Annotated in this window: 19 protein-coding genes; 8 read left to right on the top strand and 11 right to left on the bottom strand. The window is 71.8% G+C overall.

All coding sequences use genetic code 11. The features are described 5' to 3' along the window. Positions 1–65: 65 nt before the first annotated feature. Both ACPXBU_RS06045 and ACPXBU_RS06040 read right to left on the bottom strand, forming a co-directional pair. Positions 66–1214 carry an acyl-CoA dehydrogenase family protein gene (locus ACPXBU_RS06045; RefSeq protein ID WP_393365144.1) on the bottom strand — a complete coding sequence of 383 codons (1149 nt, stop codon included), beginning with the start codon at positions 1212–1214 and terminating at the stop codon, positions 66–68. 75 nt (positions 1215–1289) lie between these two features. Next, complete coding sequence (locus tag ACPXBU_RS06040; protein ID WP_393365143.1) at positions 1290–2822, bottom strand: acyl-CoA carboxylase subunit beta; 1533 nt, start codon at positions 2820–2822, stop codon at positions 1290–1292. Positions 2823–2991: 169 nt separating this feature from the next. Here ACPXBU_RS06040 and ACPXBU_RS06035 point away from each other — a divergent pair, with 169 nt between their 5' ends. Beyond that, positions 2992–3552, top strand: coding sequence for a snapalysin family zinc-dependent metalloprotease (locus ACPXBU_RS06035; protein WP_425757009.1), 561 nt, complete (start codon positions 2992–2994; stop codon positions 3550–3552). Between the two features lie 54 nt (positions 3553–3606). On the opposite strand, the gene ACPXBU_RS06030 is transcribed toward ACPXBU_RS06035, so the two are convergent. From ACPXBU_RS06030 to ACPXBU_RS06020, 3 genes are all read right to left on the bottom strand, one after another. Beyond that, positions 3607–4518 carry a hydroxymethylglutaryl-CoA lyase gene (locus ACPXBU_RS06030; protein ID WP_393367016.1) on the bottom strand — a complete coding sequence of 304 codons (912 nt, stop codon included), beginning with the start codon at positions 4516–4518 and terminating at the stop codon, positions 3607–3609. A gap of 44 nt (positions 4519–4562) precedes the next feature. Beyond that, on the bottom strand, positions 4563–5900 hold the full coding sequence (locus tag ACPXBU_RS06025; protein ID WP_425757007.1) for an acetyl-CoA carboxylase biotin carboxylase subunit: 1338 nt from the start codon (positions 5898–5900) through the stop codon (positions 4563–4565). A gap of 71 nt (positions 5901–5971) precedes the next feature. Then, positions 5972–6571 carry a TetR/AcrR family transcriptional regulator gene (locus tag ACPXBU_RS06020; protein ID WP_393365138.1) on the bottom strand — a complete coding sequence of 200 codons (600 nt, stop codon included), beginning with the start codon at positions 6569–6571 and terminating at the stop codon, positions 5972–5974. Between the two features lie 82 nt (positions 6572–6653). Between ACPXBU_RS06020 and ACPXBU_RS06015 the strand changes: the two genes are divergently transcribed. Beyond that, positions 6654–7883, top strand: coding sequence for an MFS transporter (locus tag ACPXBU_RS06015; RefSeq protein ID WP_425757005.1), 1230 nt, complete (start codon positions 6654–6656; stop codon positions 7881–7883). Here ACPXBU_RS06015 and ACPXBU_RS06010 read toward each other — a convergent pair. Continuing rightward, positions 7880–9058: an FAD-dependent oxidoreductase gene (locus ACPXBU_RS06010; protein ID WP_425757003.1), complete on the bottom strand. Its 1179-nt coding sequence runs from the start codon at positions 9056–9058 to the stop codon at positions 7880–7882. The two genes, ACPXBU_RS06015 and ACPXBU_RS06010, sit on opposite strands and share 4 nt — an antisense overlap. A gap of 86 nt (positions 9059–9144) precedes the next feature. Here ACPXBU_RS06010 and ACPXBU_RS06005 point away from each other — a divergent pair, with 86 nt between their 5' ends. The 3 genes from ACPXBU_RS06005 to ACPXBU_RS05995 all read left to right on the top strand — a co-directional run bounded on the left by ACPXBU_RS06005 (position 9145) and on the right by ACPXBU_RS05995 (position 11523). Continuing rightward, complete coding sequence (locus tag ACPXBU_RS06005) at positions 9145–9726, top strand: TetR family transcriptional regulator (protein ID WP_425757002.1); 582 nt, start codon at positions 9145–9147, stop codon at positions 9724–9726. 67 nt (positions 9727–9793) lie between these two features. Next, on the top strand, positions 9794–10342 hold the full coding sequence (locus ACPXBU_RS06000; RefSeq protein WP_393365131.1) for a SigE family RNA polymerase sigma factor: 549 nt from the start codon (positions 9794–9796) through the stop codon (positions 10340–10342). Then, the gene (locus ACPXBU_RS05995; protein WP_425757000.1) at positions 10339–11523 is read left to right on the top strand and encodes a hypothetical protein; all 1185 of its coding nucleotides are present in this window, start codon (positions 10339–10341) and stop codon (positions 11521–11523) included. The genes ACPXBU_RS06000 and ACPXBU_RS05995 overlap by 4 nt, the downstream gene beginning before the upstream one ends. 82 nt (positions 11524–11605) lie before the next feature. On the opposite strand, the gene ACPXBU_RS05990 is transcribed toward ACPXBU_RS05995, so the two are convergent. The 3 genes from ACPXBU_RS05990 to ACPXBU_RS05980 form a co-directional block, all read right to left on the bottom strand. Next, on the bottom strand, positions 11606–12508 hold the full coding sequence (locus ACPXBU_RS05990; RefSeq protein ID WP_425756999.1) for a sulfurtransferase: 903 nt from the start codon (positions 12506–12508) through the stop codon (positions 11606–11608). Positions 12509–12581: 73 nt separating this feature from the next. Then, positions 12582–13028, bottom strand: coding sequence for an imidazolonepropionase-like domain-containing protein (locus tag ACPXBU_RS05985; protein ID WP_425756998.1), 447 nt, complete (start codon positions 13026–13028; stop codon positions 12582–12584). Between the two features lie 2 nt (positions 13029–13030). Further along, on the bottom strand, positions 13031–13798 hold the full coding sequence (locus ACPXBU_RS05980; protein WP_393365125.1) for an SGNH/GDSL hydrolase family protein: 768 nt from the start codon (positions 13796–13798) through the stop codon (positions 13031–13033). A gap of 242 nt (positions 13799–14040) precedes the next feature. Between ACPXBU_RS05980 and ACPXBU_RS05975 the strand changes: the two genes are divergently transcribed. Together ACPXBU_RS05975 and ACPXBU_RS05970 are read left to right on the top strand one after the other, a co-directional pair. Continuing rightward, positions 14041–15180 carry a transporter substrate-binding domain-containing protein gene (locus ACPXBU_RS05975; protein WP_425756997.1) on the top strand — a complete coding sequence of 380 codons (1140 nt, stop codon included), beginning with the start codon at positions 14041–14043 and terminating at the stop codon, positions 15178–15180. Beyond that, a complete protein-coding gene (locus tag ACPXBU_RS05970; protein WP_393367014.1) occupies positions 15066–16226 on the top strand; it encodes a hypothetical protein in 1161 nt (386 codons plus the stop codon). The genes ACPXBU_RS05975 and ACPXBU_RS05970 overlap by 115 nt, the downstream gene beginning before the upstream one ends. Before the next feature lie 58 nt (positions 16227–16284). Here the strand turns inward: ACPXBU_RS05970 and ACPXBU_RS05965 are convergent, their stop codons facing one another. Then, positions 16285–17463, bottom strand: a complete 1179-nt coding sequence (locus ACPXBU_RS05965) for a TolB family protein (RefSeq protein ID WP_425756996.1) — start codon at positions 17461–17463, stop codon at positions 16285–16287. Next, on the bottom strand, positions 17460–17990 hold the full coding sequence (locus ACPXBU_RS05960; protein WP_425756995.1) for a SigE family RNA polymerase sigma factor: 531 nt from the start codon (positions 17988–17990) through the stop codon (positions 17460–17462). Before ACPXBU_RS05960 ends, ACPXBU_RS05965 begins: the two co-directional genes overlap by 4 nt. 156 nt (positions 17991–18146) lie before the next feature. Between ACPXBU_RS05960 and ACPXBU_RS05955 the strand changes: the two genes are divergently transcribed. Continuing rightward, a complete protein-coding gene (locus tag ACPXBU_RS05955; RefSeq protein ID WP_425756994.1) occupies positions 18147–19916 on the top strand; it encodes a proline--tRNA ligase in 1770 nt (589 codons plus the stop codon). Positions 19917–19968: the final 52 nt, after the last annotated feature.

The following is a 19968-nucleotide window of genomic DNA, read 5'->3' as shown; positions in this document are numbered from 1 at the left end:
CGATAATCCGACAGCCCTACGGACAGCCCTGCGAGACCGACCGGTAGGCCCTCCGCGGCGGACCTTCAGAGACCCAGATCGCGAGCGATGATCATGCGTTGCACCTCGCTCGTGCCCTCGCCGATCTCCAGAATCTTGGAGTCGCGCCAGAAGCGGGCCACCGGGTACTCGTTCATGAATCCGTACCCGCCGTGGATCTGGGTGGCCTCCCGGGCGTTGTCCACCGCGATCGTGCTGGCGTGCAGTTTGGCGATGGCGGCCTGGCGCTTGAACGGCTCGCCGGCGAGCATCCGGGCGGCGGCGTCGTAGTAGGCAAGTCGGGCGGTGTGCGCCTTCAGCTCCATGTCGGCGATCTTGAACTGGATGGCCTGGTTGGCGCCGATCGACCGACCGAACGCGTGCCGCTCCTTCGCGTACTTGATCGACTCGTCGACGCAGCCCTGGGCGAGGCCGACCGCCAGGGCGGCGATGGCGATCCGGCCCTCGTCGAGGATCCGCAGGAACTGCGCGAATCCCCGGCCCCGCTCGCCGAGCAGGTTGGCCGCCGGCACCCGGCAGTCGTCGAACGTCAGCTCGTGCGTGTCCGAGGCGGTCCACCCCACCTTGGAGTAGCCGGGCGCCACGGTGAATCCGGGCGTGCCGGTCGGCACGATGATCGTCGACAGCTCCTTGGAGCCGTCCGGGTTCGTGCCGGTCACCGCCGTGACGGTCACCATGGCCGTGATGTCGGTCCCCGAGTTGGTGATGAACGCTTTCGACCCGTTGATCACCCACTCGTCCCCGTCGAGCACCGCCCGCGTCTGGGTGCCGGCGGCGTCCGAGCCGGTGCCCGGTTCGGTGAGACCGAACCCGGCCAGCGCCTCGCCGCTGAGCAACCTGGGCAGCCACGTCGCCTTCTGCTCCGCCGTGCCGAACCGGTAGATCGGCATCGCGCCCAGTGAGACCGCCGCCTCCAGCGTGATGGCCACGCTGGAGTCGACCCGGGCCAACTCCTCCAGGGCCAGGCAGAGCGCGAAGTAGTCGCCGCCCATGCCGCCGTGCTCCTCGTCGAAGGGCAGGCCGAACAGGCCCATCTTGCCCATCTGGCGGATCACCTCGTACGGGAAGGTGTGCTGCTCGTAGTGCTCGGCGATGACCGGGGCGACCACCTGGCGCGCGAAGTCCCGCACGCTCTCCCGCAGCGCCGCTTGATCGTCGGTGAGCCGGAAGTCCATCTCATCCTCCTGTAAGGACGGTCCGTCGGGCGCTCGTGACGCCGGGACGGGTCGCGGTGGGGCCTGGGCCGAGGATCAGACCGGGGTGACGCCGTGCCGACGGCGGGAGAAGTGCCGATCCTTCGTCCGCGCGGCCGCGAAGCGACGGACCAACTCGGTACGCAGGTCGTGCGGTTCGACGATGGCGTCCACGACCAGCTCGCTGGCCAGCCGGACAACGTCGATGTCCTGCTCGTACTCGGCCCGCTTGGCGGCCACGAAGGCGGCTCGTTCGGCCTCGTCCTCGATTGCCGCGATCTTGTTGGCGTAGACCGCGTTCACGGCGGCCTCGGCGCCCATGACCGCGATCTTCGCGCTCGGCAGCGCGATCGTGGCGTCCGGCTCGAACCCGGGGCCGGCCATCGCGTAGAGGCCGGCGCCGTACGCCTTGCGGACCACCACGCAGATCTTCGGCACCGTCGCCTCGGAGATCGCGGTGATCATCTTGGCGCCGTGCCGGATGATGCCCTGCTTCTCCACCACACTGCCGACCATGAAGCCGGGTACGTCGCTGAGGAACAGCAGCGGCACGTTGAACGCGTCGCAGAGCTGCACGAACCGGGTCGCCTTGTCGGCCGAGTCGACGAAGAGCACGCCGCCCTTGAACATCGAGTTGTTGCCCAGCACGCCGACGACCTGACCGTCGAGACGACCGAAGCCGATGGTCAGCTCCTTCGCCCAGAGCGCCTGGATCTCGAAGAACGAACCCTCGTCGAGCAGGCCCTTGACGTACCGCCGCATGTCGAACGCCTGCCGTTCGCTCGCCGGCACCAGCGCGGCCAGGTCGGCCTTCGCGGGCGCGGCGACCGCCGGCGCGGCCGGCGGCGCCTGCGTCCAGTTCGCCGGCAGGTACGACAGGTAGGTCTTGACCACGTCCAGCGCGTCGGCCTCGGTCTTGCAGAGGAAGTGCCCCACGCCGGACTCGGCGGTGTGCACCTTGGCCCCGCCCATCGCCTCCAGGGTGGTCTTCTCCCCGGTGACCATCTCGACCATCCGGTCGGAGCCGAGGTACATGCTGGCGTTGCCGTCGACCAGGGCGACCACGTCGCAGAACGCCGGGATGTACGCCCCACCGGCGGCACTCGGGCCGAACAGCGCGCAGACCTGCGGGATCGAGCCGGAGGCGCGGACCTGGTTCCAGAAGATCTTGCCGGCGCCGCGGCGGCCGGGGAAGAGGTCGACCTGGTCGGTGATCCGCGCGCCGGCCGAGTCGACCAGGTAGACCATCGGCACGCCGGCGCCGTACGCGCGCTCGATGATGCGGATGATCTTCTCGACGGTGCGGGCGCCCCAACTGCCGGCCTTGACCGTGGAGTCGTTGGCCATCAGGCAGACCTGCCGACCGTCGATGGTGGCGGTGCCGGTGACCACGCCGTCGGCGGGCAGCCCGTCGGCGAGCGCGTTGGCGTAGAGGCCGTCCTCGACGAACGAGCCCTCGTCGACCAGGAGCGCGACCCGCTCGCGGGCGAAGAGCTTGCCCTTGGCGGCGTTGGCCGCGTGGTACTTGTCCGCGCCGCCGGACCGGGCCCGCTTGCGCAGCTGCTCCAGTGCCTCACCGTCGAGCGTCACGCCGACTCCCTCGCCATCCTGACCTGAACGATCGTTAGGCTAGCGCATCGGCGCGACCACCCGCGACCCATGAGCGAATCAGACCGGCGAGGCCCAACACAAGACATTGAATAACATGAATCCTTATCGCTAGGCTCCTGGCACCCCTCCTCCCGGATTGGAGTCAGCGATGACCTCACGACTCAATCGGCTCGCGGTCGCGTTCCTCGCGACGGCACTCGCAACCGTCGGCGTCACGGTCGCCAACCCCGCACCCGCGTCCGCCGCCATGACCATCTGCTACAACACCAGCCAGGCGGGAAGCTACGCCAGCGTCGCCAACCAGTCCGCCTCGATCTGGAACAACGCCACGTCGAACCTGACGCTCTCCGCGAACTGCGGCTCCAACCTGCGGATCTACCGGATCACCGGCGGCGGTTCCTACGCCGTGCGGACCAGCCTCGGCAACGGCCGGGTCTACATCGACACCCAGCAGGCGGCGCAGTATAGCGTGCTGCGGATCATGACCCACGAGATCGGGCACATCCTCGGCCTGCCGGACAACTACAACGGCAACTGCGCGATCCTGATGTCCGGCGGCAGCGCCGGCACCGGCTGCACCAACCCGTACCCGAGCACCGCCGAGGCGAACCGGGTGACCAGCCTCTTCGCCGGCACGTTCAGCGCCACCGACCGTAACGCGAACGTCTTCCGGGACAGCTGGCCGAGCGTGGTCGCTCCGGTGAGCTGACCGACTCGGCAGGTGGAAGGGGCCGGCGCCCGCGCCGGCCCCTTCGTCGCGTCCTCAGCTCGGCAGCGGCGTCAGCCGGGTACGCGGACCGGCCCGCAGCACACCGGACGGCAGCTTCTTGCCGAGCAACTCCTCGGCCAACTCCGCCGCCTCGATCAGCGCCGGCAGATCGATGCCGGTGTCGATGCCCATGTCATGCAGCATGTGCACGGCCTCCTCGGTGGCCAGGTTGCCGCTCGCCCCCGGCGCGTACGGGCAACCGCCCAGACCACCGACGCTGGCGTCGAACTCGGTGACCCCCAGCTCCAGCGCGGTCAACAGGTTGGCCAGCGCCGTACCCCGGGTGTTGTGGAAGTGCAGCAGCACCGGCACGTGCGCGTTGCGGTCGCGTACCGCGGTCAGCAGCTCCCGGACCCGGCGTGGGGTGCCCATTCCGGTGGTGTCGCCGAACGCGACCCGGTCCGCGCCGTCACGGACCACCCGGTCCACGATGCCGGCCACCCGCAGCGGGTCGATGTCCCCCTCGTACGGGCAGCCGAAGCTCGTCGCGACGATCACCTCGACCCGCGCCGAGGCGGCGTGCAGCAGGTCGATCAGCTCGGCGATGTCGTCGAGCGACTCGTCGGTGGACCGGTTGACGTTGCGTCGGTTGTGCGTGTCGCTGGCCGAGACCACCACCTCGATCTCGGTGAAGCCGGCCGCGAGGGCGCGCTGGGCGCCCCGGGTGTTCGGCACCAGCGCCGAGTAGCGCACGCCGTCGGCCCGCACCGCCCGCTGCCACACCTCGTCGGCGTCGGCCATCTGCGGAATCGCCCTCGGGTGCACGAACGACACCGCCTCGATCCGGCGCACCCCGGTGCCGGAGAGGGCGTCGAGCAGCCGCACCTTGGCGTCGGTCGGGATCGGGTCCTCGTTCTGCAACCCGTCCCGTGGCCCAACCTCACGAATGGAAACGAAACCCGGCAGATCCGTCACGGGGTCACCTCACTCTTGATCAACGGGGTCGGGGGTCAGCGCATGCGGGAGACGATGGCCGTGTCGTAGGCGCCGGAGAGGAACTCCTCGTTGTCGAGCAGTTCGGTGAAGAAGGGGAGGTTGTTCTTCGGGCCGGCGATCTGGAAGGCGGCCACCGCGACCTTCGCGCGTTCCAGCACCTCCGCCCGGGTGGCGCCGGTGATGATCAGCTTGGCCAGCAGGCTGTCGTAGAACGGGGTGACCGTGTTGCCCTCGGTGTAGCCGGAGTCCACCCGGACACCGTCACCCGCCGGCTCCACCCAGGTCCTGATCACACCTGGACCGGGCAGGAAGCGCTTCGGGTCCTCGGCGTTGACCCGCATCTCGATGGCATGGCCCCGCGAGGTCAGCGCGTCCGGGTCGAACGTCGGGGCCAGCCCGGACGCCACCCGCAACTGCTCCTCGACCAGGTCGACGCCGTACACGTACTCGGTCACCGGGTGCTCCACCTGAAGGCGTGTGTTCATCTCCAGGAAGAAGAAGTCGCCGGTGGCCGGGTCGAGCAGGCACTCCACCGTGCCGGCGTTGCGGTAGCCGACCGCCTCACCCGCGCGCACCGCCGCCGCCAGGAGGCGGGACCGCAGCTCCGGCGAGACCGCCGGGGACGGGGACTCCTCGACCAGCTTCTGGTTACGCCGCTGCACCGAGCACTCCCGCTCGCCGAGCGCCACCACCCGACCGTCGGCCAGGCCGAGGATCTGCACCTCGACGTGCCGCACCCGGGGGAAGAACCGCTCGATCAGCACCGAGCCGTCACCGAACATCCGCTCGGCGAACGCGCGCACCTTGTCGTACTCGGTGCGCAGCGCCGCCTCGTCGACGGCCACGCCCATGCCCATGCCGCCGCCACCGGCCGCGGCCTTGACCATCACCGGGTAGCCGATCTCGGCGGCGGCCGTCACCGCCGCGTCCAGGTCGGCGGCCGGGTCGGTGGTGCCGGGCGCGACCGGAACGCCGGCCGCCGCCATCAGGTTCCGAGCGTTGATCTTGTCGCCCATCGCGGTGATCGCGTCCGCGCCGGGCCCGACCCAGATCAGGCCGCTGGCCTCGACGGTACGGGCGAACTCGGCGTTCTCCGACAGGAAGCCGTACCCGGGGTGGATGGCCTGCGCGCCTGTCGACGTGGCGGCGGCGAGGATCGCCTCGGTGTTGCGGTAGCTCTGCGCCGGGGCCGGCGGGCCGATCAGGACCGCCTCGTCGGCCTCGGCGACGAACGGCAGGTCGGCGTCGGCCTCCGAGTACACAGCGATCGCGCGGATGCCGAGCCGCTTGGCGGTACGGATGATCCGGCGGGCGATCTCGCCCCGATTGGCGACCAACAGTGACTCGATCATGATTCCTCCCGGCGTCCGGATGTTGGGACGATGTCAGGGAATCATGACCGGCCGGCTTCTGACGAGTCGACTCAGGCGAGCAGCGCGGCCAGGGCCGCCCCACGCAGCAGCTCGGCGCGACGCCGCCGATCCACCTCACCACCGAGGAACGGGGTCGAGTTCATCAGACCGAACGCGGCGTGCGCGATCACCCGCGCCTCACCGTCGGGCATGCCCGGGTGCAGTGCGGTGAGCACCGTCACCCACTCCTCGACGTAGAGCCGTTGCAGCCGGCGGATGCGCCGCCGCGGCTCCTCCGGCAGGCGGTCCAGCTCGTGCAGGTGCAGCGCGATCACCGCCGGGTTGGCCAGCGCGAACTCGACATGGAAGTCGATAAGGGACTCCAGCACCTCGCGGGGATCGTCCGGGTGCCCGACCGCGCGTTCCCGACCGCCGGCCAGCAGACCCTCACTCACCGGAATGAGCGCGGCAGCCAGCATCGCCTCCTTGCCGGCAAAGTGGTGGTAGAGCGCCGGACCGGTGACCCCAGCGGCCGCGCCGATGTCGTCCATCGACACACCGTGGTAGCCGCGGGCGGCGAACAGACCAACCGCGATCTCCAGAATCTCGTCCTTGCGGGACCTGCGCCGGCCCGTACCCGCCGCACCCCGTGCCTGCTGCTCCACCGTCACCGGGCAAGCCTAGACCGCGAACTGCCTGCGATGGAGGACAGCGGCTTGACCCTCGACCCGGTCGAACCCGCACGGTCACCGGATGACCTCCCCTCCGCTCGGCCGAGATTTCCGGCTGCTCTGGTCCGCCGCCGTCTCGTCGAGGTTCGGGGACGCGCTGCGTACGCCGGCGTTGGCCCTGCTGGCCGCGACGGTGACCCGCGACCCCCGGATCATCGCGGCGGTCGTCGTGGCTGGTCAGCTCCCGCCACTGCTCTTCGGCCTGCTCGGCGGCGTGTACGCGGACCGCTGGGACCGACGTCGGACGATGTCCCTGGTCGACGGCGTACGCGCCACCGTGGTGGCGGCGCTGGCCGTCGCGGTCGCCCTCGACCGGATCGGTGTCGCGGTGCTGCTGCTGGCCGCGTTCCTCCTCGCCGCGTTGGGCACGCTCTTCGACTCGGCGTCGTTCGCCCTGCTTCCGGCGCTGGTGCCCCCGGACGCGCTGCCTCGGGCGAACGGTCGACTGCAGGCGGGGGCCGCGGTGGCCGGCGGCTTCCTCGGCGCACCCGCCGCCGGTCTCCTCTTCGCCGTCGCCCCGGCCCTGCCGTTCGCTCTCGACGCCGTCACCTTCGCCGCCGCCGCCCTGCTCGTGCTGGCCCTGGCACCGGTTGCGACTCCGGCCCCGGTCGCGCACGGACGACGCGGGTCGGTGTGGGGCGAGATCGCCGAGGGGGTGCGGTGGCTACGCGGCCACCGGACACTGTGGCGGGTCACCCTGCTCGCCGCCGCCAGCAACCTGGCGATCAGCGGGATCATGGCGGTGCAGGTGCTCTACGCGCTCGACGTGCTGCGGGTGCCGCCCGCCGGGTACGGGCTGTTCGCCGCGGCCGCCATCGTCGGCGGTGTGGCGGGGGCGCTCGGTGCCGGCCGGCTCGCCGCCCGGGTCGGCACGCTGCCGGCGCTGCGCGCCGTGCTCGCCGTGGAGACCGTGGCGCTGACCGGGTTCGCGCTGGCCCGCGATCCGGTGCCGGGTGGCCTCGCGATGGCCGTCTTCGCCGCCGGGACCGTGGTGTGGAACAGCCTGTGCGCGTCGTACGGGCAGCGGCACGTGCCGGCCGGGCTGCTCGGCCGGGTCGGTGCGGCGCAGCGGATGGTGGGTCTGCTCACCGCACCGGTCGGGGCGGTGCTCGCCGGCCTGGCCGCCGCGGCGTACGGCACGGTGCCGGTGGCGGGCGCGGCGGCAGGCACGTTCGCGCTTGTCACAGTGGCCGCGTGGCGGACACTGCGGCCGGTCGGGACCGGCGTGCCGGACCAGAGCGGGGTTGCCTAGCCTGACGCCGGCTGCCGGTGGGACAACCCGGACAGGCGTAGCGCGACCTTCCGGCGGGCCGGCGGCAGTGCGCCGAGCAGCCGGATCAGCACGTCCCGGGCGGGTCGGTGGGCCGGGGGGACGGTCGCCAGCCGGGTCAGCCCGGCGGCGAAACTCAGCACGTCCTCGGCCATCGGCCGCTGCCCGGCGCTGTAGTCGTCGAGCAGCGACTCCGGGCCTCCGTCGAGCACGTCCGCCACGGCGGTGCCGAGGGCGACCGCGTCGCAGATGCCGAGGTTCATGCCCTGACCGCCGGCCGGGCTGTGTACGTGCCCGGCGTCCCCGGCCAGCAGCACCGGCCCGGCCCGGAAGGTGTCGGCGATCAGGTGGTGCACCCGGAACCGGGAGCCCCAGAGGACCTCGGTCACCCGGTCGGGTCGTCGCGCCGGACCGCGCTCGTCGAGCAGCGCCTGGAGGTACGCCGCAGCCGGATCCGGCGGAGCGCTCGCCACCGCGGCCACCAGCCGGACCACCCCGCCCGGCAGCGGGGCCCAGATCAGCGGACCGGACCGGGCGAGGAAGAGCGCCACCTCGTCGCCGGGCAGGGCGCTGTCCACCCGTACGTCGGCGAGCACGAAGGACTCCTCGTCGCGGGGGCCGGTGAAGCCGATGCCGGCTGCCTGCCGGACGGTGCTGTGCAGGCCGTCGGCACCGGCCACGTACCGGGCGCGCACCTCTGCCCCGTCGACCCGCGCGAGCACGCCGCCGCCGGTCGTACTCAGGCCGGTCAGCCGGGACGGCCGTCGGACCCGGACGCCGTGGGCTGCCAACTGTGCGGTGAGGACCGCCTCGGTGACCGACTGCGAGATCAGCAGCGCGTAGGGGAAGCGGGACGGCAACTCGTGGAACGGCACCGTCAGCAACACCCGGTCCCGGTCGCGCACGGTGAAGCGCGGCGACCGCATCCCCTGGGCGACGAGCGGCGCCGCCGCGCCGATCCGGTCCAGCACCTCCAGGGTGTACGCGTGCACGACCGCCGCGCGGGAGGTCGTCGGCGGCGCGGCCAGTTGGTCCAGCACGGTCACCTCGATCCCGCGTCGGGCGAGCGTCAGCGCGGTGGCGAGACCGGTGGGGCCGGCGCCCACCACCAGCACGTCGGTGCTCACGGGCAGCATGGCCACCTCCGGAGAAGCCATTGCCAACACTTGTTGGCAAACAGGTGTTGGCAACGCTAGGGCGCTGCTGATTGTGTGTCAACAGTTGTTGGCATACGGTCGTCGCCATGACCGCGTCCGCCCAACCGACCCACAGCCGTCGCTCCGACGCCACCCGGGCGGCGATCCTGCGAGCGGCCCGGGAACGCTTCGCGGCGGACGGTTACGAGCGCGCCACGATCCGGGCCATCGCCGCCGACGCCCAGATCGACCCGTCGATGGTGATGCGCTACTACGGCAGCAAGGAAGGGCTCTTCGCGGCGGCCGCCGAGTTCGACCTCCGCCTGCCCGATCTGGCCCCGGTGCCGCCCGCCCACCTCGGCGAGGTGCTGATCCGGCACTTCCTCAGCCGATGGGAGGGCGACGAGACGCTCGTGGCGCTGCTCCGGGCCGCCAGCACCAATCCGGGCGCCGCCGAGCGCATGCGCGGCATCTTCGCCGACCAGCTCACCGCCGCCGTGGCCACGTTCGGCACCGACCCGGCGACGACAGCCCGCCGCGCCGGTCTGGTGGCCAGTCAGATCCTCGGTCTGGCCTTCACCCGATACATCGTCCGCCTGCCACCGGTTGTGGATCTGCCAGCCGAGGAGCTGGTCGCCTGGATCGCGCCGACCCTGCAGCGCTACCTGACCGGGAATCCGGAAAACTGACCCAACCTTTTACCCCTCGCCGTGCGTCTGGCAGGTGACGCGTAACGCGGCGGCCGGGAGGGGGCGGATGGCACCGACGGGACACGACGGCCGGGACGGCTACCTCGCCTTCGTGGAGAACCACCAACACCGGCTGCTCCGTGCGGCCTATCTGATCTGCGGCAACCAGCACCAGGCCGAGGATCTGCTCCAGGACGCCCTGCTCAAGCTGGCGCTGCGCTGGGCGTCGGTCCGCGACGGCGACCCCTCCGCGTACGTGCGGGCCATCCTCTACCGGGACGCGGTGTCGTGGTGGCGACGGCGACGGCGGGAGTGGCTGAGCGCCACACCACCGGACCGGGCGACCCACGACCGGGACGGCGCGCTGCGGCTGACCATGCACGACGCACTGAGCCTGCTGCCGCCCCGGCAGCGGGCCGTCCTGGTGTTGCGCTACTACGAAGACCTGACCGAGGTCGCCACCGCCGAGGCGCTCGGGGTGACCGTCGGCACCGTGAAGAGCCAGTGTCACGCGGCGCTACGCCGCCTCCGCGAGGTCGCCCCTGACCTCGCCCGGGACGCCCGGCCACGGCAGGGCTCGGCCGATCTGGCCGCCGGCATGGAGGTGAACCCGTGAACGAGCAGGACCTGCGCCGGTTGCTGACCATCACCGTCGAGGACGTGCTGCCCAGCCAGCCGGCAGTGGCCAGTTGGGACCGGGCCCGGCGCAAGCGGCGTACCCGACGGGTCGTCGTCGTGGTCGCCCTGGCCGTGACACTTGTCGGCGGTGGCACGGTGGCGGTCCTGCGGCCAACCGACCCACCACCGAACCACTCGGTGGCGCCGACTCCGACCGCCGTCCCCACGCACGCCGATCCCGTGCAGCACCCGCCCGCCGAGCTGACCTTCCCACCCGATCCGCTGGCCCGGCTCGGCGGCCCGGCGACCGTGCCGCTCTCCGAGCGACCGGTCCAGCGGGCGCTGGCGCTGTTCCAGCCCACGGACGAGGAAAATCGCGCGGACGGCCCGGTGCGGGTGCTCGGCAACGACGGCGTGGTACGCAGCCTCGACGTGGTGACGCTGCAACCCACCCGGGATGCGGGCTACAACGAGGCACTCGCCGTGAAGCCGGGCGTGCTGTCGCCGGACGGCAAGTCGGCGGCGTTCGCGCAGACCAAGGAACTGGTCGTCGTCGACCTCACCACCGCGCAGGTGCGCCGGATTCCCCTCGACGGCTATCTGGAGCTGGTCATCTGGGCAAACGACCGGGTGCTGGTCGGGGGCGACGACCGGACGTACGCGGTGGACCGGGTCACCTGGGCGGCGAGCAGGATCGACGTGTCGACCTGGGTCCTGGCCGCACCCGACCCGGAGGCCGGCCGCGAGGCGCCGCTCGTCGAGTTGATCGGCGAACGGGATGGCCTGACACTGCGCAGCCGCACCGCCCGCGAGGCAACCGTCCGTTCCGAAGAGCGGATCACCGGCGACGGACTGCCCTCGCCGTATGCGATCAACGAGTTCTACGGCCAGGGCTGGCTGCACGGCGGGCGGCTGGCCAGCGCCGCGTGGATCACCAGCGACGAGATCGACGGCGCGGAGGGGGCGGCGGTGCTGGACGCCCGGACCGGTGCCGTGTCCCACCTGCTCGACCTGGGCCGGGAGCGCGGTAAGGGCTGCTGCGAGGTGCTCGGCTGGGACAACATGGGTGCGGTGCTGCTCCGGTTGGAACCGGCCGCGCTGGCCCGCTGGAACCCGGAGACCGGCGAGGTCACCGGCATCATCCGCGACCTGCGTGGCGTGATCGCAGTCGCCGGTTGAACGACCGCCCCCGCGCGAAAGGGCATCGCGCGGGGGCGGTCCACACCACCGGCCGCTCCGGCGGCCGACAGGCCGGCGTCGCTCAGGCGGCGAGGCCACCGGGCTGGTCGCCCTTGACGACGGGCGCCCGGACCAGGTTGCCCCACTCGGTCCACGAGCCGTCGTAGTTACGCACCTGCGGGTAGCCCAGCAGGTGCCGCAGCACGAACCAGGTGTGGCTGGACCGCTCGCCGATCCGGCAGTACGCGATCACGTCGTCGTCCGGGCTGAGCCCGAGCTGGTCGGCGTAGATCGCCTTCAGCTCGTCGGCGGACTTGAACGTGCCGTCCTCGTTGGCGGCGGACTTCCACGGCTTGCTGACCGCGCCCGGGATGTGGCCGCCGCGCAGCGCGCCCTCCTGCGGGTAGTCCGGCATGTGCAGCGTCTCGCCCGTGTACTCACCCGGCGACCGGACGTCGACGAGCGGCCGACCGGCGGCGATGTGCGCCATGACCTGCTCACGGTAGGCCCGCAGCGGCGCGTCGTCGCGCAGCGGCACCGGGTAGTCGGCGCGCGGACGAGCCGGCTTGTCGCGGGTCACCTCGCGCCCCTCGGCGATCCACTTCTGCCGGCCGCCGTCGAGCAGCCGCACGTCGGCGTGGCCGAAGAGCGAGAAAACCCAGAGGGCGTACGCGGCCCACCAGTTGAAGTTGTCGCCGTAGAAGACGACCGTGTCACCCCGACCGATGCCCTTCGCGGCGCACAACTCGGCGAAACGCTCGGCATCCAGATAGTCGCGGGTCACCTGGTCGTTCAGGTCCAGGTGCCAGTCGACCTTGACGGCACCGGGAATGTGACCCGATTCGTAGAGCAGCACGTCCTCGTCGGACTCGACAACCACGAGGCCCTCGTCGCCCAGGTGCTCGGCCAGCCACTCGGTGGTGACCAGCCGTTGCGGATCCGCGTACGACTGAAGGCGGGGATCAGGATCGTTCGGCACAGACATGATCCCCAAACTACGCCGTCACCCGGGCCGGTGAACGGCCATCGGGGTGCGACGCAGCGCACGCGAGACGCCCTCAGGCGCGGCGGTGCGCGATCCGGCCGGCGACCACGGTCACCAGGCAGACACCGTCGGGGTCATGAACCGCGAGGTCGGCGCGCTCGCCCAGCCGCAGCGTCGGCGACACGGCAGCGGGCAGCACCAGCAGGTCTCCCCGGTCGACGGCGGCCCGCACCCCCGGGTCGGTCAGGTGCTCCGCCAGCACCGCCGTCACCCCGTTCCGCAACAACGCGTGCACCCGCTCGCGCGGGGTGGGCGCCGTCGGCAACGGACCGTCGTGCAGCAGGCCCGGCCCCAGCGTGCCGGGCCACGCGCGAACCCGCACACCCGCGTACGCCGCGCTCAGCTCGGCCAGCGGGCCGACGGCCTCGATGCGGTCACCGCCGACCAGCACGGCGTGCTCCGACACCGGCTCACCGCCAGGGGTGCGCCGCAGCAGTGGCGCGGTGTGCAGCGTACGCACGTTCAGTCGACGATCGGCCCGAGCGACGGGCGCTTCGCCGTCAGCCTGTCACCTGACGACCGGCCGGTCAGCCGTCGCTTCAGCCAGGGCGCGAGGTGCTGACCGGCCCACCGCACGTCGGCGGCACGGGCAGCCAACCACGGCGACGGCGCCGGGTGCGGCGGGACCAGCAGCCACTCCTCGTCGCAGTCGACCCCGAGCGCGTTCAACACCTGCCCCGCGACCCGCCGGTGGCCGGCCAGGGAGAGGTGCAACCGGTCGGTGCTCCACAGCATCGGGTTGAGGAAGGTGTCGTCGGCGTACAGGTCGACCATGATGGCGCCGTGCCGCTCGGCGGTCTCGCCGACGGCCTGGTTGAGCAACTGCACCCGGGGGGCGACGAGGCGCTGGCCGGGCAGCCGGGCCATCACGTCGGCGAACCGGAAGAGCAGCACGTCCGCGCCGCCCGAACGCAACTGCCGGACCACCTCGTCGAAGCGGGACACCAGCGCGTCCGGGTCGAAGGTGCGGCGCAGCACGTCGTTGCCGCCGGCCGCGAAGCTGATCAGATCCGGCTTCATGGCCACCGCCGACGGCACCTGCTCGGCCACCACGCTGGGGAAGAGCCGACCCCGGATGGCCAGGTTCGCGTACCGGAAGTCGGGTCCCGCCTCGGCGGCGAGCCGGGTCGCCACCAGGTCCGCCCAGCCCCGGTAGGTGCCGTCCGGGTACGCGTCATCCATGCCTTCGGTGAAACTGTCCCCGACCGCGACAAAACTGCGCCAGCGCACCCGCGCCCCCTCACACCACTCGTTGCCTGCGGCGACCAGTCTTTCACCGGAGGCGCGGCGGGCAGTGCCCCGATCGGGCGACGTGGCGGAGGTCATGCGGCCGCCGGATCCGTCCGGCCCCGGGAACAGGGATCGATCGGGTGCAACTGTCGCCAATCCGGCTTGTGGCGGAGTGTCGTGGCTCGCGCCCAGGCCTCACAATGGGGGGCCGATCACCGGTCCGAGCAGCGGGGAGGGCCTAGTTGAGCCAGGCAAGCGAACCGAGCCCGCCGGGGCCGACCCCGGCGGCGACCACCTCGCCGCGCAGCGCACGGACCCGTCAGATCCGACTCGTGGGGCTCATCGTCGTGCTGGCCGTCCTGGTCGCCGCCCTGGTCCCGATCGTCCTCGCGATGGGACCGCCGACCCGCGACGAGTTGCTGGAGAAGGCCGGCCTCAAGGGAAAACAGCAACTCGTCATCGGGGTGAAGGACGACCAACCGGGCATCTCGCAGCACCTCGCGAACAACGTCTGGAAGGGCTTCGACGTCGACATCGCCTACATGATCGCGGGCTATCTCGGCTTCGACCACTCCCAGGTGCGCTTCCTGCCGATCGAGAGCGAGGACCGGGCCCGTCGACAGGCCCGGGACAACGACGGGTTCGTCATCGTCGACCTGGTCATCGCCTCGTACAGCATCAACGAGAAGCGCAAGGAGGAGGGCGCGGTCTTCTCCGCCGCGTACCTGCACACCGAGCAGTCGGCGATCACCCTGAAAAGCTTCGAGGGGCAGGTGAGCAGCCTGGAGGATCTCCGTGGGCGGACGGTCTGCTCGCTGACCACCTCGACGTCCATTCAGCGCCTCGGCGAGGCGGGCGCCACGCCGGTGGGCCGAAACCGGATCAGCGAGTGCGTCCAGGAGCTGTACGACGGCAAGGTGCAGGCCGTCACCACCGACGCGGCGATCCTCGCCGGCTTCGTCACGGCCGACCAGCCGGGCGACGACGGGCAACGTTTCCCGGTGACCCTCAAGAACCCGAAACCGCTCCGGCACTGGGACATCGGCTCGTCGCCGCAGGAGAAGTGGGGCATCAACGTCGGCCCCAACGAGGCCCTGCTCGACCTGGTCGACCTCGCGCTCTCCGAATCGGCCCTGGACGAGGAGAACTCGACCTGGGAGAACGCGTACAACGCCAACCTCCGGTGGCAGCAGGGATACAACCTCCCGCAGCCGGTCGCGGAACAGCAGCAACCCGAGGCGAGGAAGGTGAAGGTGCGACAGTGGCCGTGGGAGAGGATCGCGCTACCGCCCCCGGCGTACCCCGGGTCGTCACCAGTTTCGGCGAGACCCGTCGCCCGCGCCGGATGGCGGGGGCGCGGCAGGCGCAGCAGTGGCTGCTGACCCTCCTACCCGCCTTCCCCGTCCTGCTCCTGGTGCTGCGACTGTGGCAGCTCAGCCAACAGGACATGTCCACGATGCTGCTGCTGGTGCAGTACGTGAGCCCGCTCGGTCTGCTCAGCGCCCTGCTGATCGCCCTGGTGTGGGCGTTCCCCGTCGTCGTGCTCGCCTTCGGGGTGCTCGGTCGGCTGCTGCGGCTCAGCGCTCCGGACCGGTTCGACCCGGAACGGTCACTGCTGGCCTCCGGTACGGCACGCACCCCGGGCTGGGTGATCAGCGCCGCGGTCGCGCTGGGGGCGCTCACCTGGCAGCTCCGCTTCCTGCCGTCGCTGCTGATGCTCGCCCTCTGGCTGCTCGCGCTGCGCACCCGCTATCTACACCCGGACCAGCCGACCCGGGTGCTGCTGGTGAGTGTGGCGCTGCCCCTGGCGGCGGCGATCCTGGCGTACACCGTGCTCGGGCCGGCGATCTGGACCGCGTACCAGGATCGTGAGCTGGCCACCGCCGCGCTGCTGGCGGTGCCACCCGCCGCCACCGTGCTGCTCACCGGCCCGATCCCCGGCTGGATCGCCCCGACGCTCACCCACGGCCTGGCGTTCACGGTCGCCGCCGTGCTCCCGGTGGTGATGGGCGCGGTCTTCCTCCGGGTGCCGCTGTTGCCCACCGCCGCGATCGAGGTGGTGCCGAAGGAGTCGGCCAGGACGACCCCGGCCGCGACACCCCCGACGGGTGACGGCGCGCCGACCGAGGGCAGCGGGACCGGGCCGCCACCGGTTGCCGACGCCGACCCGGAGGTGGTGCTCGGCGCGCTCATCGCGGTCACCGACACGTCGACGATCGTGCTGGACCGGGCCGCCAGCGTGCGGTTCCTGCCGAACGGTTGGGTCGAGTCGCAGGTCCTCTGCCCACAGGTGACAGAGGTGCCGTACAGCCTCGTCTCGGTGCGTGGTTGGCCGGTGGAGGAGACGGCACTGAACTGGATGATGCCCCGGCGGCCGGTGGTCGATCCGGACGTCCGCTGTGAGGGCCGGCTCCCCGGCGCGCGGTGAACCGGGCCCGGTGGCGGGCCACCCCGGGAGGTGGCCCGCCCTCGTACGTGCCGCTGCGTCAGCCCGCGACGGCCAGGATCTGCATGTCCTTCAGGCTCGCCGGCTCGGCGGTCTCGGAGATCTTGCTGCCATTCGCGTGGACCAACAGCACGGCGTGCCCGCTGCCGTCCCGAACCCGTACGACCATCGAGCCGTCGGTCTGGAAGTAGACCTGCCGCAGCTCGCGTCCGCCGAGTGGCAGCCGGATCTCCTTCCCGGTCCGGGTGTCCAGCACCACGTTGACCCGCAGGTCGCGAGCGACGTCGCCGGCGTCCCCAGCCGCCTTCTTCCGCAGCAGGGCGATGCGGGAGCCGTCCGGGGAGAGGCTGGCGATGTCGTTGCTGCGCCAACCGTCCGGCGAGAAGCCGGGGACGACCCGCTTCGTCGTGCCGTCCGTGCCGTAGAGCGCGACGCCGGCGTCGGTGTTCAGGGCGATGGTCTGACCGTCCGCCGACCAGAGGGCATGACATGCCTCAGGTTCGGTGGTCCACCAGCGCACGCCCTTCCCCGTCGAGAGCGCCTCCAGCACGCCGTACCGGCCGGGTCCACCCGCCGCGTTCGGCTTCGTCTCGCGGAACAGCAGTTGCCGCCCGTCCGGCGACCAGACCGTGGTGACGCAGTACGGGTCGACATCCGAGCGAACCTTCCGCCGGTCGGAGCCGTCGGCGTTCGCGACGAACAGGTTGTTGCTGCTGCCGTCGCTGTCCACCCAGGCCACTCGGCGGCCGTCCGACGAGACGCTCACGTTGCCCTTCCACGCGAGATCGGGCAGCGCCAGCAGTTGGGCCGGGTTGTCGCCGGGGCGCCAGGACCGCAGGTTCGCGGTCTTCGCGCCGGTCACCTCGGCGGGCCCGTAGAAGAGCCTGCCGATCGCCACCGTCGGCGAGATCGCGCTGGACCCGCCGCTGGGCGGGGTGCTGGGGGTGTTGGACGGCGACGGGGTGGGCGTTGGCGACGGCGACGGCGTCGCGGTCACCGACGGGGTGTCGGCGGGGAGCGGCACGGGAGACCCGTTGGGCCGGATGGCGAGCGCGGTGCCGGCCGCCGCCGCGACCAGCACCAGCGCCGCGGCCGACGTGGCCACGGCGCGCTGGATCCCGAGCCGACGGGACGTACGCAGGGTCCGGTCCCGCAGGTCGACGACCGTGACCTCATCGGCCAGGTCGGTCAGGTCGAGCCGGAGACGCTCGTCGTTCATCGGGTGCTCCCCTTCAGGACGTACAGCTCGGCGAGGTCGGGGGCGACGGCGCGTAACTTGGCGAGCGACTTGGCCGTCTGGCTCTTCACCGTGCCGACGGTGACGCCGAGCAGGTCGGCGGTCTCCGCCTCGGTGCGGTCCTCGAAGAACCGCAGCACCAGCACGGCCCGTTGCTTCGGGGAGAGCTTCGCCAGCGCCGACCGGAGGGTCAGCCGCAGACTCGTCTGTTGCGCGTGGTCCGGGGCCGAGTCGCCTCCGCGGGGCTCGGGCAGGTCGCCCGGCATCGACTCGGGTACCCGGCGGCGCCGCCACCAGGACACCTGCAGGTGGTACATGATCTTCCGGGTGTACGCCTCGGCGTTGCCGCTGTGGTGCAGCCGGTTCCAGGACCGGTGTGTCCGGGCCAGCGCCGACTGGAAGAGATCCTCCGCCAGGTGCTGGTCACCGGTGAGCAGGTAGGCCGAACGCAGCAACGCTGGCGTGCGGGTACGGATGAACGAGTCGAACTCACTCAGCAGAGGGTCCACACGGGCCGATCCTTCGGGTCGTGGTGCGTGAGGGATGTGCTGCCTCTCCAGACGTCGCCCCGGGCCACAGTGGTTGCCGGCACGCACCCGCCGTGTTCACGACGCGCCTGACGAATTGGGTCGCTCGGGCGCTCGGCACGCCTCTACGCTGCGCGCATGCTGCTACGCATGTCGACCCTGCTGCTCCGGACCCTGCGCGAGGACCCGGCCGACGCGGAGGTGCCGAGCCACCGGCTTCTCCTGCGCGCCGGTTACATCCGCCGCGCCGCACCGGGCGGCTACACCTGGCTGCCGCTGGGCAAGCTGGTGCTGGACCGGGTCACCGACGTGGTGCGTGGCGAGTTGTTCGCGATCGGCGACCAGGAGGTGCACTTCCCGGCGCTGCTGCCGGCCGACCCCTACCGGACGAGCGGCCGCTGGGCCGAGTACGGCGACGACATCTTCACCCTCACCGACCGGCGCGGCGCCGAGCACCTGTTGGCGCCCACCCACGAGGAGATGGCGGCGCTGCTGGTCAAGGACGTGTTCACCTCGTACCGGGACTTCCCTGTGACGCTGTTCCAGGTGCAGACGAAGTTCCGCGACGAGGCGCGGCCCCGGGCCGGGCTGCTGCGCGGTCGGGAGTTCCTGATGAAGGACGCGTACTCCTTCGACCTGGACGACGCGGGGCTGCGGGACGCGTACGCCCGGCATCGCGCGGCGTACCAGCGGATCTTCGACCGGTTGGGCCTGGACTACACGGTGGTGCACGCGATGTCCGGGGCGATGGGTGGCTCCGCGTCGGAGGAGTTCCTGGCGACGGCACCGGTCGGCGAGGACACGTTCGTGGGCTGCACCGCCTGCGACTACGCGGCGAACACCGAGGCGGTGGTCACCCGGGCGCCGGCCGCCGGCGACCCGAGCACCCAGCGGGCGGTCGAGGTGCACGACACCCCGGAAACCCCGACGATCGCGAGCCTGGTGGAGTTGGCGAACGCCCGTCGGTTGGGGGATCGGGACGGCTGGACCGCCGCCGACACCCTGAAGAACGTGGTGTTGTCGGTCCGGCAGCCGGGTGCCGACCGGGCCGAGCCGGTGGTGATCGGGCTGCCCGGGGACCGGGAGGTCGACCTGAAGCGGGTCACCGCCGCGCTGGCGCCGGCCCAGGTGGCCGTCTTCGACGAGTGGGCCGAGCATCCGGAACTGGTCCGCGGCTACCTCGGGCCGCAGGTGCTCGACAAGCTGGGCATCCGCTACCTGGTCGATCCCCGGGTGGTGCCCGGTTCCGCGTGGCTGACCGGGGCGAACGAGCCGGGCCGGCACGCGACCGACGTCGTCTCCGGGCGGGACTTCACGCCCGACGGGACGATCGAGGCGGCCGAGGTACGCCCCGGGGACAGCTGCCCCGACTGCGTCGACGGCGAGTTGACGATCCGGCGGGGCATCGAGATCGGCCACATCTTCCAGCTCGGTCGCCGGTACACCGACGCGTTCGCCGTCGACGTGCTCGGGCCGGCCGGCAAGCCGGTCCGGCCGACGATGGGCTGCTACGGCATCGGGGTGTCCCGGGCGGTCGCGGCGATCGCCGAACAGCACCACGACGACCGGGGACTGGTCTGGCCGGCGGCGATCGCGCCGTGCGACGTACACCTGGTGGTGGCGGGCAAGGGCCCGCAGCTCGACGCGGCGCTGGAGCTGGGCGGGCGCCTCGCCGCCGCCGGCCTGCGGGTGCTCGTCGACGACCGCACGCACGTCTCGGCCGGGGTCAAGTTCACCGACGCGGAGCTGATCGGCATCCCCCGGGCCGTCGTGGTCGGCCGCCGACTCGCCGAGGGGTACGTCGAGATGCGCGAGCGGGCCGGCGACGGGCGCGTCGAGCTGCCGCTGGAAGGTCTGGTGGACCGACTTGTCCACGAGGTACGCCAGGAACGTGGGAACCTGGTGTAGCTGCCGCGTCACGGGGTAGTGCAGTCGGATCGACCGAAGACGTTTGCGGAGG

Origin of the sequence: Micromonospora sp. DT231, assembly GCF_049847025.1 — a bacterium.
In the GTDB taxonomy this organism is placed as follows: domain Bacteria; phylum Actinomycetota; class Actinomycetes; order Mycobacteriales; family Micromonosporaceae; genus Micromonospora.
This window is presented reverse-complemented; position numbering and strand designations above follow the sequence as displayed.